The following is a 12,420-nucleotide window of genomic DNA, read 5'->3' on the forward strand; positions in this document are numbered from 1 at the left end:
TTATTAAGACACTCGGCTGTATGACAGCGGTGACTTTTTTCACCATCTATAATACCTGGGATCGCTTTGATTATGACTATCACTGGATCCTCGGGCTGCTGACCTTTGTCTCGACCATCGCCACGCCGCTGTTTTTTGTGGTGGCCGGCTATCTTGATGCGCAAACGCGACACGACGCCAACTGGCAAATTGGTAAAATTAAAAGCGTGGTGATCGTCTTTCTGTTTTGGGTGACGGTCTATTATGTCTGGGAGCCTTACCAGCGCGGCTACCTGATCCAGCCCTGGTTTATTTTCGCCCTGATTGTCATCTATACCTTCCATCCCCTGATTGCCTGGCTCAGCCAGCGGCGCGGTCTGTTTTTCACCGTGGTCCTGACGCTACTGTGCTGCTCTTATGGTTACGACCTGCTCTCGGTGCTCTACCCGGAAAGACATCTTTTCAGCCTGGCGCCGCAGTATCGTCTGTGGACGTGGCTACTTTTTTATTTAACCGGGCAGTTGTTTAACGATCCGCGGGTCACGGAGTGGATACGCGACCCGCGGGTGATTAAAGCCGCCATTATCGCCCTGCCCTTTGTCTATTTATTTACCTGGTTTTATGAACGCCACTTTTTCTTCGCGCTGTTTAAAGCCGATCGCAATGCGTTCATTCTCACGGGGTCGCAGATTTATATTCTGATCGTCCTGCTGGTGATCGCCGCTAACGCCGTGCAGTTTAAAAAAAACCGCGAACTGAAGGAGGCCGTGCTGGCGACGGTTAGCAAAGCGATGACCGGGGTCTATATTTTGCACTACTCCGTTTTTCACCTGCTGGTGATGCTGATCCCTATTCACTCGTTAGCCACCAAGCTGGGAGTGATTGCCCTAACGTTTGTCCTGTCGGTGCTCATTTCCCTCGCCGCGCTCTCCAGTACGCTGCTCAGGAAGGTGATAACCCTGTAACAAACGACGCGGCAACTTAGCGGAAGCTCCACTGGATGCTGATCACAAACACGCTGGGAATAATAATGCCGCTCTCAAGGGCGAAATAGTCGGTAAAGTTGTACTGGATAGCATGGTAGATATAGGGTGAAAAGCCGATCCCGGTGGCGTCCTTAAAATCTTTATAGGAGCCATGATCGCCGCAATGCTCGAAGGCATCTAAGAAGAATTCGCCGGTATAGCCGTAAACGCCTTTGAAGGTCCATCCGCTGCCGTTGTGATACCAGTCTCTTCTCACCCCCAGCGCCAGACAGCGATCGTCGAAACTGTTATTCAAGGTGCCAATCAGCAGGCTGTATTTCGAGTCGTCAGAGAATTTCCGCTCCACCGAGAAAAAGTGGTTCTCGAAATTCTCAGTATATTGACCGTGATTATTGGTCAGATGGTAAACATAGGAACCGGTATTCACCGAATAGAGGTTAATCTCTTTCGCCTGCGCGAAAGTCGCTAACCCGGCCAGGAGCATCACGCTTTTACCGCGCATTTCCCCTCCTCACACCTCTACGCCTGTCCATAGACAGACTGCCTTTGCCGTATTTACCGGTCGTGACAGGGGTAAAAGACCCGACAGGGAAATGGGAGAAAGATAACGATGCCGAACCATCGCATCGCTAGTAAAAAGCGTAGCACACGCCTTATCCGCCAACAAACCGACCGAAACGTTAACGAAATGGCCGATGTGTTGCTCTTTACTTGATTGTGCAAAAAACAGACAAAACCTCACCTGATATCCGCTATGATCAGCGTCCGACGCGGAAGAAAGCCACCTGTCGACGACAGAGTTGCTGTGTACCTCTTCCTGCGTCGGCGCGATTTCATCCAACACGCCAGCCTGCACAATACCTTCCCATTGAGCTCACGCCTGTCGTCAGCCTCTTCCCGCTAGTTTTACAAGTGGATCCTGCACAAACCGGCTTTTATGTACAAGTTATACAGGAAATAGAATCCTTTAAAATCAACAACTAAAAACAAACATTAAAAATAAGCCGTTGCGTTGTACATATAGTTCTAAAAAAAGTTGTACATAGTGGGATCACCGTCTATAGTTTGGAGTGTTAACTGCTTGTTGCGCAACGAAGCGGGGATGTTTAACGGTGGCGCGGCAAGTCAGGCGGTGGTTCCTGGTTTTGCATTTCCTGTTCGTGACTTGGCGCGTACCAATGGTACGTAGCGACTTTTATTGTCAGTTTGCGTTATACGTGGGAGAGTTCGAGCTATGCATATTAAAAATACCATTCCAGCAGAGTTTGTCTTCAATTCGGCCCTGATGAAGAATATTGAAAATACGCTCATTAAGCAGCACAGAACGATAAATAATGAGCGGATGATTACGGAAATTCAGCATCGCCTGCAAACGGAAAGTAATGAAATACTCTCCGACCTCTATTTGCAGGCGCTGGATATGCTGTACAGCAAACCTCATCATTAATTAAACTCGCGGAGCTGGCAGCAGACTTAAGCCTGCGGAGCCGGCACGCCTGGGTCTCTATCGGCTAACTGAGGCAAATAAAATGTCACACCATAATACCTGCTATCGTACTGAACATTACGATCTGTGGTTTGATAATCGTTTTCTTCTCTATGGGATGTCGCTGATCCTGAATAGTCTGCCGGCATCTTACTTTCGCAAAAAACATGTTTTCTTTACCAGCGACAATTATTTCGCGGTACTGCAGCACAACTATAATCGTCGGGATACGTTATTTATTTTGTTAACCGAAGGCAACGATCTTAATTTTCTTAGTGAACTGCCTATGCTGCGCTTACCGGCCAATTCAACGCCGGAAGAGTTAAAGATATTTCTGCACCAGCCAACCCGCTACTATAAAACCCACCCGGCGCCGGGCGCCTCGGTGCAGTTTACCGAGCGGGAAAAGAAAGTTATTCAACTTATCAGCAATGGCGAAGCGGTCGCCAGCATTGGCCGGTCGCTGAATCTGCATATTAAAACCATTTATCAGATCCGGCTGAATCTGATTAAAAAGCTCGGCTGTAGCGGTAGGACCGATTTTTTTAATATCAGCCGCAGCGAAACCTTTAAATCCTGGAGCCAGATCCACCTGTAACCCGGCGCGTTAGCCCCGGTCTGCTTTGCGGATCGGGGCGATTAATTATTACCGTGAAAATGGATGCTGAAGCCCTGCTCCTGCCAGTGGCTGAGCAGCTCTTCCTGGAGAGGGGTGGCGGCGCGTCCGGTCCAGACGAAGATATGCTGCCCGGGGAACAGCTCGGGCCGCGGCGACTCCAGCGGTTCGGCGAGGACGTTGACGTGCCAGCCGCGCTGGGAAAGACGCCATGCCTCCAGCCACAGACGCGTCCTGTCCTCATTGCTCCAGCCCACCAGCAGCGTCTCCCTGCCGTTCTTTTTACGCGCTTCGGCGAGAAACAGCGCCACGCAGTCAATCAGCAGACCATCCAGCAAACTACTAATCACCAGAGAGGTATTCTGATCGAGCTTCAGACGCTGACGTACCGGCACTAACAGGCTGTCGATGAGCGTGTCGACGGGGTGTTGATGGCTTAGCGCCAGTAATTTGGCACGGATTCTGGCGGGCTGCATATAACGCAGAATGGACATCATCTCTTCCTGAAGATGCGCGGATTCGTCGCGCGCCGCCGGCAGGTTACCCTCCAGCAGCGCTTTGACTTTCCCGACGGATACGCCGCGCTCTATCCAGCGCTTGATCTCTTCAATGCGCAGGATATCTTCTTCATCAAATTGCCGATGCCCGCCTTCGCTACGCTGCGGTTTCAGTAGACCGTAACGACGCTGCCAGGCGCGCAGTGTGACCGGATTGATTCCGCAACGTTCGGCGACTTCACCGATACTGTAAAACGCCATAGCAGCCTCACATCAACCTGATACTTTAATACCTAAACTAACGAATTCAGGCATCCTGTACAACTCTATTTTCTTGTACAGATAAAGATAACAGGTTGTGGCTCACAGCGCTTGGGAAAAAGATGAAAAAATAGTTGGCTGATTTCGCGGTGGATTATTTTTTTTCCGGCCAGGCGACGGCGGGTAAGCCCCCCAGGCGCGCGCTGGCGAACAAATTCCCCTGAAACTGCGAAATACCGGCTGATTCCAGCCACATCCACTCTTCAGCACGCTCAACGCCGACGGCAGAGACCGCAATCTCCAGCGAAAAACAGCATTTGATAATCGCCTGTACAATTGACTGGCGCGGTCCATCCTGGTGGATATTGCGGATCAGCTCATGGTCGATTTTAATTCTGTCGGGCTGGTATTGCGCCAGCAGCGACAGCCCGGCAAACCCGGCGCCGAAGTGATCGATGGCAAGATTGATACCCGCCCCTTTTAGCTTTCGCACCGCATCGGTAAAATCATCCATCCGCGAAATCACTTCCCGTTCGGTAAACTCGACAATAATCTGTTCAGGAATAAGATCATTACGCTGAATTTGATCGAGCAGGAAACCCACCGCGTTCGGCGCTTTAACCAGCGTCATCGGCAGTAAATTAATACTTAACGCCTTATTACGTAAGCCTAATTGCCCGGCCAGCGACAGCGCGACGCGTTTACTGTGCAGATCGGCGAGATAAATATCGTCCCCGGAAAGCCCGGCAAAATAGGCGCCAGGCGACTGGCCGTCCGGTGTGCGTAACAGCGCTTCCCACGAAATAATTTCGCAAGCGAAAGGGTCGACAATCGGTTGGAAGGCAAAGGACCAGCTTTCCTTATTATCAATTATCGGCGTATCAGGATAGAAGGTATTCTGATCGGGGATAAATACCCAGCTGTCAGCGGAAGGAATCTCAAAATAGTTCGCTTTTTCCGTTGATTCGACAAAGGTGCGGAAAAATTGCAGTGCCCGGTCGTCATAGGTGAGCTGATATTTTGTGGTCCCGCGGTCCATCACCGTCTGCAGCACCTCCTCGCGATCATGTTCCCGTAAATCAAACAGTTCCATACCGACCTTACCGAAACGGCGGGACGGCGCATAATCGCACAGAAGCTCTACCAGGTTATAATGGCGGGGATCGCGGCAAATATGCTGATAAATATCCTGAACCTTTTCTTCAGGCCCCTCAATGAGTTGAAAAAAATGCGTCCCGTTAAAAAGTAAAATACCGGAGACGTCCGCCTGCCCATTTCTTTCGTTTGCCCTGGCAACCATGGCCTCGATCGATTTGAATGAGACATTGTCGCAAATATGGCTGCGATAAATGATGGTGGTTAGCATAGTGATTCCAGATGGGAGGGTAAGCATTCACAGTAGCAGTTATCAGGCTAATCGTCTTGTAAAACTACGTTTTGTCTTAACAAAAAAGATACACTAAAAATCCCTTTTTTGTGCAAGGCTTTTTCATTTTTCTTTTCTTGTACAACGTGCACCGTTAAATCCTACCTTTACAAGCCAGAATCGCACAAAGCACATAAAAATAAATTATTAAAAATCAATGATTTAACCATTCCTGAATCATTATTGTTCAACTTTGCGTGTACAGGTTAACAATTATTGTATAAGTTTAATGGCAGTTAACAGATGAGTGAAATGTAAGGAGCAGATATGCAGCAGAATGGTTACATTCCAGATACAGCGAACGCAATTGCCCAGTATTTCAACAAAGCATCGTTACCTTCCCAGCAGGAAACGCTGGGTCAGATTGTGATGGATATTCTCAACGAAGGGCGTCATCTCAACCGCAAGGCGCTGTGCACTAAACTGTTGAGCCGCCTCGATCGGGCCCGTGCCCCCGAGGAAGAGAGTCACTATCAGACCTTAATTGGTCTGCTGTTTGCCGATCAGGAATAACGTCATCGATCGTCGCCTGTTGCAACCGCAGTAGCAGATGAGGGGCGATCGCTTCCATAAACCTGCTGCTGACCTGAATGCCCGTTCGCAGATTCAGGGAGAGAGTGGCATGCAGTGAGACGGTTATGAATAGCAGTGAAACTGAGGAAATCACCGATGAGATCATCGGCGAGGCGGTACTCGCGCTTCTGAAAACGAATCGCCCTATTACCACCCCGACCCTGCTGGTTCGACTTCGGTTGATGCAGGCGACAGAGTCAGACCGACAGCGAAGAAAGGTTATCGCTGCCGTGATTGAAGAAATTTGCGCGAAGCTTGCCCGTCAGCGGAAGCAAGCGCCTTTGCAGGTAAAGAAAATCAATGGCCGTTGGGAAACCCGAGGATCGCCGGCGCAAAGCGCCATGGCGCCGGAAGGTAAAAAGATCCACTGAGTATCCTAACCGTGGTGAATAACACAGAGTGAGAATGTGATGAGACAGACTATGCATCAGCAACCCGATATTTACGCAGGACTGCAGGACACCGCGCTCTCCGACTATTTCCGTAACGCCGGTGATAAGCTGGTTGATGAGTCCGCCGTGATGTCGCTGGCCATCAACAGTATTCTCCAGTCCGAGGGTCACCTGAACAATAAGGCCATTATTTTATGGCTGATTCAGGCGCTGGAAAGCACCGATGACGTGGTGACCGCAGACGTGATCCGTAAAACGCTGGAGATCGTCGTCGGCTACACCATGGACGATATCTAAGGCCGTCACGCTTCAGGCCTGCCAGGGCACCCCCTTTCCTACAGAGCCTGTCCGCTCTGTTAAAAAAACCTCGCTGACGCGAGGTTTTTTCTTTTACGCCTGACGGATCAGTGGGCGTTGACTACCACCCACATCGGCCCCTGCCCGACCGCATAGCGACCTTTCTCCTGCAGCAACCCCTGCTCGCCGGTAATTTCGTACACCGCGATATGGTGCGACTTCTGCCCGGCGGCAATCAGATATTTACCGCTGTGATCGAGATTAAAGCCGCGCGGCTGGGTTTCGGTCGGCTGATAGCCTTCCACCGCCAGCACGCTGCCATCTTCCGACACGCTGAACACCGTGATGATGCTGGCGGTACGATCGCAGGCGTACAGGTGACGACCGTCCGGAGTGATATGAATATCCGCCGCCCAGCGCACGCCGGTGAAATCAGACGGCATCATATCCAGAGTTTGTACACATTCGATATTGCCATTCGGGTCTTTCAGCTCCCAGACGTCAATTGAGCTGTTTAGCTCATTGACGCAGTAACCATACTGCTGGTTCGGATGGAACACCATGTGGCGCGGACCCGCCCCTTCGACGGTGGTGACTTCCGCTGGCTCCTGGGCGGAGAGGAAACCATCCTCGCTGAGGGTAAACAGGCAGATGCGATCCTGCTTCAGCGCCGGCACCCACAGGGTACGATTGTCCGGGGAGATATTGGCCGAGTGGCAGCCTTCCAGCCCGTCCACCACGGTGATGGTTTCGCCCGGCAGACCATCCTGCAGCGGGGTCACGCTGACGCAGCCCTGATTGTAGGAGGCGCTGAAGACAAAGCGACCATGATGATCGGTAGAGATGTGGGTCGGGCTGCCCGGCAGCGCCGCTTCCCCTGCGAAGGTCAACGCCCCGTTATCCGGCGTGATGCGATAAGCTAACACGCGAAACTCCGGACGAACGCCAACGTACAGATACTCCTTATTGGGGCTGACCACCATCGGCTGGACCTGCCCCGGGGCATCAACCACCTGCACCAGCGTCAGTTTGCCGTCCGCTTCAAGACTCCAGACGTGGATTTGTTGGCTTTCCGGGCTGGCGGTATAAACGGTTTGTTTCATGACTACTCCTTCCCTCACTGCACGTGGATTTTTCATTTTCAGGATAACTGCACCCTGAAAATTATAAGACATCCGCCCATGATACTCGCATCGCCCGCCGAATTACCGACGGACGGCGGCACAAAGGGCATACAGACATTCACGGCAGATGTGGAAAAATTGGTCCTGACGCCACGGCGGTGTACCATCATGGCCAGGTCACTTTTCAACATCAACCGGAAATAACACATGACAACACGCGTGATTGCCCTGGATTTAGACGGCACCCTGCTCACCAGCAAAAAAACCATCCTGCCCGCTTCGCTGGAAGCGCTGGCCCGCGCCAGAGAGGCGGGCTACCAGGTGATCGTCGTTACCGGACGTCATCACGTCGCTATTCATCCTTTTTATCAGGCACTGGCTCTCGATACACCTGCAATTTGTTGTAATGGCACTTATTTGTATGATTATCACGCAAAAAAGGTTTTGGCGGCCGATCCTATGTCGGTGGAACACGCGGTAAGCCTCACCGCCATGCTCGCCGAACAGCAGATCCACGGCCTGGCCTATGTGGATGACGCGATGCTTTACGAACAGCCCACCGGGCATGTGATCCGCACCCGCAACTGGGCGCTGGCGTTACCGGAGGATCAGCGCCCGGTCTTCAGCCAGGTCGACTCGCTGGCGCAGGCGGTCCGCGAGGTCAAGGCGGTATGGAAATTCGCCCTCACCGACGACGACATTCCCCGTCTGCAGCGCTTTGCGCAGGAGGTCGGCGAGACGCTGGGCCTCGAGTGCGAATGGTCGTGGCACGACCAGGTGGATATCGCTCGCGCCGGCAACAGCAAAGGCAAACGCCTGGCGCAGTGGGTCGCTGACCAGGGGCTGTCGATGCAGAATGTGGTGGCCTTCGGCGATAACTACAACGATCTGAGTATGCTGGAAGCGGCAGGCACCGGGGTGGCGATGGGTAATGCGGTGGACGACGTCAAAGCCCGCGCCAACGTGGTCATCGGCGACAATGAGTCCGCCAGCATCGCCGAGTTTATCTACCGTCAGTTGCTGTGATCAGGCGGCAATCGACACGCTTTTGATCTGGGCAAATACCTGCTGGCCTGGCGCTATCGCCAGGTCATCCCGCGCCCACGGACTGATTCGAGCCCACAGCGGATGGCCGCTCACCCTGAGCTGAACCTCAATCTGCCCGTTGACCTCCAGACACTGAACCACCTCGGCGCGTAAGATATTGCGGATGCTGGTTGCGGACGGCTGGGCCAGCACCAGCGAGACGTCCGACGCCTGGATGCGGATCCGCGCGCTCTCCCCGGCGGGACGATCGAGCCGGTTAACCCACAGCATTTGATCCCCCAGCGTCAGCGCGGTCATCGCGTACTGCGGATGCTGCGCGGCGACGGTGGCGCTGAGGATCGTACTTTGCTGTTCCGCCGGCAGCCAGGGGTGCATCACGCTGCTGCTCCAGACCTCCTCCAGCGGACCGAAAGCCTTCACCTTACCGGCCTCCAGCACCAGCACGCGATCGGCCAGATGCTGGATCTCGTCCAGCGAGTGGCTAACGTAGAGCATCGGAATACGGATCTCCTGCGCCAGCCGCTGCAGATAGGGCAACAGTTCGCGTTTGCGCGGAATATCCAGCGAGGCCAGCGGCTCGTCCAGCAGCAGCAGCTCCGGCGCGGTCAGCAGGGCGCGGCCAATGGCCACGCGCTGCTTTTCGCCGCCGGATAACCGGCCCGGCAGCCGATCCAGCAAGGGCGCAATTCCCAGCAGTTCCACCAGTTTATCGAACTGGCTGACCATGGATTTCGCCATTCCGTACTGCAGATTGCCGCGCACTTTATAGTGGGGAAACAGGCGCGCATCCTGAAATACATAGCCGATCCGCCGCTGCTCCGGCGCCAGGCAGATACGCTGCGCGGTGTCGTTCAGCACCCTTCCGTTGAGGACAATCCGCCCCGCCTGCGGCCGGGTCAGGCCGCTGATAGCGTTGATCAACGACGTTTTCCCGGCGCCTGAGACGCCAAAGATGGCGGTGATCCCGCTGCTGGGCAGCGTTTCACGGATCTGCAGACAGTGGCTGCCGAGGGTCTGGGTAAAGTCCAGCTCGAGCATCATGATCCTCCCATTCGCTGGCGGCTCACGCGGGCCAGCCATTCTGAAATCAAGAGCGAGACCAGCGCCAGACCGATAGCGATGAGGCAGAGGCGGGCCGCCGCCCCCTCCCCGCCCGGGGTCTGGATCAAGGTGTACATCGCCGAAGGCAGGGTGCGCGTTTCACCGGGAATATTGGAGACGAACGTGATGGTCGCGCCAAACTCCCCTAACGAGCGGGCGAAGGCCAGCACCGTGCCGACAATAATTCCCGGCAGAGTCAGCGGCAGCGTAATGGTGAAAAATACCCGCCAGCGGCTGGCCCCGAGGGTTCTCGCCGCCTGCTCCAGTTTGATGTCCACCCCCTCCAGCGCCAGGCGGATGGCGCGCACCATCAGCGGGAAAGACATCACCGCCGCCGCCAGCACCGCCCCGCGCCAGCTGAAGGCAAAGCTGATGCCGAACCAGTCATACAGCCAGCTGCCAATAAACCCGCGCCGCCCCATGGCCACCAGCAGCAGATACCCCACCACCACCGGCGGCAGCACCAGCGGCAGATGGAGAAGGCTGTCGAGCAGCGCCTTGCCGGGGAAGGTGCGCCGGACCAGCAGCCAGGAAAAAAAGATGCCAAAGGGCAGGCTCAGGACCACCGCCAGGGAGGAGACTTTCAGGCTCAGCAGCACCGCCTGCCATTCGGGTTCGCTCAGAAACATCAGCGGGTGGTAAATCCGTAACGTTGAAAAATCGCCGACGCTTCCGGCCCTTTCAGGTAGTCATAGAAAGCGCTCACGGCCGCGTTGCGGTGGCCATCGACAATCGCCAGCGGGTACTCGACTTTCTGATGCGACGCCTCAGGGAAAGTGCCAACCACTTTCACCCCTTTGCTGGCCACGGCATCCGATCCGTAGACGATGCCCAGCGGCGCTTCGCTACGCTCCACCAGCGCCAGCGCGCCGCGCACGTCTTCCGCCGGGGCGAGCTTCGGCGACAGGGTCTCCCAGGCGCCCAGTTTCTGCAGCGCTTCTTTGGCGTAGATACCTGCCGGAACGTGCTGCGGATCGCCCACCGCCAGACGGCCCCCTTTCAGCAGGCTGGTCCAGTCGGTTTTCTCATCAATGGTTATCGCCCCCTGCGCGCTGGCTTTCGGCGCCACCACGACCAGGCTGTTGCCAAGCAGGGTGGCGCGGGTCGCCGGATCGATGGCCTTTTTGTCTGCCGCGTAATCCATCCACTTTTGATCGGCGGAGATAAACAGGTCCGCCGGGGCGCCTGCTTCAATCTGCCGCGCCAGCGTCGACGACGAGGCAAACGACGAGACGACCTCGACGTTTTTCGCTTTCTTATACGCCTGGGCGATATCCTGCATCGCGTTGGTTAACGACGCGGCCGCGAAAACGGTCACTTTCCCCTCTGCCGCCAGCGCCTGACCCGCGATGCACAGCGTGAGCGATACCCCGACCACCCCGCGTAACCAAGAACCTGTCATCTGAATCTCCTGTCAATGCGTTATGTACTCGACAATATAACGATATGCGAAGCGTTTTTATAGTGACGCAGGACAATAAAATGAAGGGAAATGATACAGGAGGGAAATAGCACAGCGCCCGGTTAAACCGGGCGCCGGGAAATCAATGATTTTGCTGGCTGCGATCTTTGTGGCCGACGCCGGAGAAGAGGTTGAACACTTCGCCAAGACCGTAAATCAATCCCAGGATGACCGCCATCACCACCGGTACCATGATGACCGCAAAAACCAGACTTTTCAAAAGCTCTAACATGGTTCACTCCAGATAGTATGATTCCCTGATTGTAACGGTTTCAGCCGAAAAAACACGCCCCATTTGTGCGGTGGTTAATGACAAACCGCGCAGAGAGGTTTTGCAACGGGGTGACTATCGGTCACAATACGCTTTTTTGTCAGGAAACGATTATGCAGGCCGAAATTCTTCTCACCCTTAAGCTTCAGCAGCGCCTGTTTGCCGACCCCCGGCGGATCGCCCTGCTCAAACAGATTGACCTGACCGGTTCGATAAGCCAGGGGGCGAAGCACGCGGGTATCAGCTATAAAAGCGCGTGGGATGCCATCAACGAGATGAACCAGCTCAGCGAACAGCCGCTGGTGGATCGCGCCACCGGCGGCAAAGGCGGCGGCGGCGCGGTGCTGACCCGCTACGGGCAGCGTCTGATCCAACTGTACGATCTGCTGGCGCAGATCCAGCAGAAAGCGTTTGATGTGCTCAGCGATGACGACGCCCTGCCGCTGGACAGCCTGCTGGCGGCCATCTCGCGCTTTTCCCTGCAAACCAGCGCCCGCAACCAGTGGTTCGGCACTATCACCGGCCGCGATCGTCAGCAGGTGCAGCAGCACGTCGAGGTGCTGCTGGCCGACGGGCAGACCCGCCTGAACGTCGCCATTACCGCCCAAAGCGCTGAAAAGCTGGGGCTCGATGAGGGCCAGGAGGTGCTGGTCCTGTTGAAAGCGCCCTGGGTTGGCATCACCCTCGACCCGGCGGTGGCCCGCCAGGCCGAGAACCAGCTGTCGGGTCGCATCAGCCATATCGAATGCGGCTCCGGGCAGTGCGAAGTGCTGATGACCCTTGCGGACGGCCAGACCCTGTGCGCCACCCTGCCGCAGGCCCAGACCTCTGGCCTGACCGAAGGGACGGAGGCGATCGCTTACTTCAACGCCGATCGCATCATTCTCGCTACGTTATGCTGA

The 12,420-nt window shown here is 55.0% G+C and carries 16 protein-coding genes; 8 read left to right on the forward strand and 8 right to left on the reverse strand.

Annotated features, from left to right (window positions below):
* Window positions 1–20: 20 nt before the first annotated feature.
* A complete protein-coding gene (locus tag AC6CWS_RS12370) occupies window positions 21–944 on the forward strand; it encodes an acyltransferase (protein WP_072096501.1) in 924 nt (307 codons plus the stop codon).
* Window positions 945–960: 16 nt separating this feature from the next.
* Here the strand turns inward: AC6CWS_RS12370 and AC6CWS_RS12375 are convergent, their stop codons facing one another.
* Window positions 961–1,467 (reverse strand): hypothetical protein, encoded by a 507-nt coding sequence (locus AC6CWS_RS12375; protein ID WP_065882469.1) that lies wholly within the window; start codon window positions 1,465–1,467, stop codon window positions 961–963.
* Window positions 1,468–2,199: 732 nt separating this feature from the next.
* Here AC6CWS_RS12375 and AC6CWS_RS12380 point away from each other — a divergent pair.
* The gene (locus tag AC6CWS_RS12380) at window positions 2,200–2,412 is read left to right on the forward strand and encodes a biofilm development regulator YmgB/AriR family protein (RefSeq protein WP_023288897.1); all 213 of its coding nucleotides are present in this window, start codon (window positions 2,200–2,202) and stop codon (window positions 2,410–2,412) included.
* An 82-nt stretch (window positions 2,413–2,494) separates the two neighbouring features.
* Entirely contained in the window at window positions 2,495–3,049 is a 555-nt protein-coding gene (locus tag AC6CWS_RS12385; RefSeq protein WP_017899620.1) for a helix-turn-helix transcriptional regulator, read from the forward strand.
* Between the two features lie 41 nt (window positions 3,050–3,090).
* On the opposite strand, the gene AC6CWS_RS12390 is transcribed toward AC6CWS_RS12385, so the two are convergent.
* Both AC6CWS_RS12390 and AC6CWS_RS12395 read right to left on the reverse strand, forming a co-directional pair.
* Window positions 3,091–3,825 (reverse strand): MerR family transcriptional regulator, encoded by a 735-nt coding sequence (locus tag AC6CWS_RS12390; protein ID WP_023288896.1) that lies wholly within the window; start codon window positions 3,823–3,825, stop codon window positions 3,091–3,093.
* Between the two features lie 154 nt (window positions 3,826–3,979).
* Window positions 3,980–5,191 (reverse strand): diguanylate phosphodiesterase, encoded by a 1,212-nt coding sequence (locus tag AC6CWS_RS12395; protein WP_498256402.1) that lies wholly within the window; start codon window positions 5,189–5,191, stop codon window positions 3,980–3,982.
* A 327-nt stretch (window positions 5,192–5,518) separates the two neighbouring features.
* On the opposite strand from AC6CWS_RS12395, the gene ycgZ reads away from it, so the two are divergent.
* The 3 genes from ycgZ (at window position 5,519) to AC6CWS_RS12410 (ending at window position 6,513) form a co-directional block, all read left to right on the forward strand.
* On the forward strand, window positions 5,519–5,764 hold the full coding sequence (ycgZ, locus tag AC6CWS_RS12400) for a regulatory protein YcgZ (RefSeq protein WP_023288894.1): 246 nt from the start codon (window positions 5,519–5,521) through the stop codon (window positions 5,762–5,764).
* Window positions 5,765–5,889: 125 nt separating this feature from the next.
* The gene (locus tag AC6CWS_RS12405) at window positions 5,890–6,195 is read left to right on the forward strand and encodes a hypothetical protein (protein ID WP_023288893.1); all 306 of its coding nucleotides are present in this window, start codon (window positions 5,890–5,892) and stop codon (window positions 6,193–6,195) included.
* Between the two features lie 51 nt (window positions 6,196–6,246).
* On the forward strand, window positions 6,247–6,513 hold the full coding sequence (locus AC6CWS_RS12410) for a biofilm development regulator YmgB/AriR family protein (RefSeq protein ID WP_004886050.1): 267 nt from the start codon (window positions 6,247–6,249) through the stop codon (window positions 6,511–6,513).
* A gap of 107 nt (window positions 6,514–6,620) precedes the next feature.
* Here the strand turns inward: AC6CWS_RS12410 and pgl are convergent, their stop codons facing one another.
* Entirely contained in the window at window positions 6,621–7,616 is a 996-nt protein-coding gene (pgl, locus tag AC6CWS_RS12415) for a 6-phosphogluconolactonase (protein WP_023288892.1), read from the reverse strand.
* A 228-nt stretch (window positions 7,617–7,844) separates the two neighbouring features.
* Here pgl and AC6CWS_RS12420 point away from each other — a divergent pair, with 228 nt between their 5' ends.
* On the forward strand, window positions 7,845–8,663 hold the full coding sequence (locus tag AC6CWS_RS12420; protein ID WP_065882471.1) for a pyridoxal phosphatase: 819 nt from the start codon (window positions 7,845–7,847) through the stop codon (window positions 8,661–8,663).
* On the opposite strand, the gene modC is transcribed toward AC6CWS_RS12420, so the two are convergent.
* From modC to AC6CWS_RS12440, 4 genes are all read right to left on the reverse strand, one after another.
* A complete protein-coding gene (modC, locus tag AC6CWS_RS12425) occupies window positions 8,664–9,722 on the reverse strand; it encodes a molybdenum ABC transporter ATP-binding protein ModC (RefSeq protein WP_065882473.1) in 1,059 nt (352 codons plus the stop codon).
* Window positions 9,722–10,414: a molybdate ABC transporter permease subunit gene (gene modB, locus AC6CWS_RS12430; RefSeq protein ID WP_065882475.1), complete on the reverse strand. Its 693-nt coding sequence runs from the start codon at window positions 10,412–10,414 to the stop codon at window positions 9,722–9,724. Before modB ends, modC begins: the two co-directional genes overlap by 1 nt.
* Window positions 10,414–11,187 carry a molybdate ABC transporter substrate-binding protein gene (gene modA / locus AC6CWS_RS12435; RefSeq protein ID WP_065882476.1) on the reverse strand — a complete coding sequence of 258 codons (774 nt, stop codon included), beginning with the start codon at window positions 11,185–11,187 and terminating at the stop codon, window positions 10,414–10,416. The genes modB and modA overlap by 1 nt, the downstream gene beginning before the upstream one ends.
* A 142-nt stretch (window positions 11,188–11,329) precedes the next feature.
* Window positions 11,330–11,479 carry an AcrZ family multidrug efflux pump-associated protein gene (locus AC6CWS_RS12440; RefSeq protein WP_002895156.1) on the reverse strand — a complete coding sequence of 50 codons (150 nt, stop codon included), beginning with the start codon at window positions 11,477–11,479 and terminating at the stop codon, window positions 11,330–11,332.
* A 152-nt stretch (window positions 11,480–11,631) separates the two neighbouring features.
* On the opposite strand from AC6CWS_RS12440, the gene modE reads away from it, so the two are divergent.
* Window positions 11,632–12,420: a molybdenum-dependent transcriptional regulator gene (gene modE, locus AC6CWS_RS12445; protein ID WP_065882478.1), complete on the forward strand. Its 789-nt coding sequence runs from the start codon at window positions 11,632–11,634 to the stop codon at window positions 12,418–12,420.

The sequence above is a fragment of the Klebsiella sp. M041 genome (genome assembly GCF_059759695.1).

What these genes read in the sequence shown, in the direction of transcription:
- AC6CWS_RS12370 (WP_072096501.1), top strand. Translation starts at nt 21, where the DNA reads ATGACAGCGGTGACTTTTTTCACCATCTATAATACCTGGGATCGCTTT.
- AC6CWS_RS12375 (WP_065882469.1), bottom strand. Translation starts at nt 1,467, where the DNA reads ATGCGCGGTAAAAGCGTGATGCTCCTGGCCGGGTTAGCGACTTTCGCG.
- AC6CWS_RS12380 (WP_023288897.1), top strand. Translation starts at nt 2,200, where the DNA reads ATGCATATTAAAAATACCATTCCAGCAGAGTTTGTCTTCAATTCGGCC.
- AC6CWS_RS12385 (WP_017899620.1), top strand. Translation starts at nt 2,495, where the DNA reads ATGTCACACCATAATACCTGCTATCGTACTGAACATTACGATCTGTGG.
- AC6CWS_RS12390 (WP_023288896.1), bottom strand. Translation starts at nt 3,825, where the DNA reads ATGGCGTTTTACAGTATCGGTGAAGTCGCCGAACGTTGCGGAATCAAT.
- AC6CWS_RS12395 (WP_498256402.1), bottom strand. Translation starts at nt 5,191, where the DNA reads ATGCTAACCACCATCATTTATCGCAGCCATATTTGCGACAATGTCTCA.
- ycgZ (WP_023288894.1), top strand. Translation starts at nt 5,519, where the DNA reads ATGCAGCAGAATGGTTACATTCCAGATACAGCGAACGCAATTGCCCAG.
- AC6CWS_RS12405 (WP_023288893.1), top strand. Translation starts at nt 5,890, where the DNA reads ATGAATAGCAGTGAAACTGAGGAAATCACCGATGAGATCATCGGCGAG.
- AC6CWS_RS12410 (WP_004886050.1), top strand. Translation starts at nt 6,247, where the DNA reads ATGCATCAGCAACCCGATATTTACGCAGGACTGCAGGACACCGCGCTC.
- pgl (WP_023288892.1), bottom strand. Translation starts at nt 7,616, where the DNA reads ATGAAACAAACCGTTTATACCGCCAGCCCGGAAAGCCAACAAATCCAC.
- AC6CWS_RS12420 (WP_065882471.1), top strand. Translation starts at nt 7,845, where the DNA reads ATGACAACACGCGTGATTGCCCTGGATTTAGACGGCACCCTGCTCACC.
- modC (WP_065882473.1), bottom strand. Translation starts at nt 9,722, where the DNA reads ATGCTCGAGCTGGACTTTACCCAGACCCTCGGCAGCCACTGTCTGCAG.
- modB (WP_065882475.1), bottom strand. Translation starts at nt 10,414, where the DNA reads ATGTTTCTGAGCGAACCCGAATGGCAGGCGGTGCTGCTGAGCCTGAAA.
- modA (WP_065882476.1), bottom strand. Translation starts at nt 11,187, where the DNA reads ATGACAGGTTCTTGGTTACGCGGGGTGGTCGGGGTATCGCTCACGCTG.
- AC6CWS_RS12440 (WP_002895156.1), bottom strand. Translation starts at nt 11,479, where the DNA reads ATGTTAGAGCTTTTGAAAAGTCTGGTTTTTGCGGTCATCATGGTACCG.
- modE (WP_065882478.1), top strand. Translation starts at nt 11,632, where the DNA reads ATGCAGGCCGAAATTCTTCTCACCCTTAAGCTTCAGCAGCGCCTGTTT.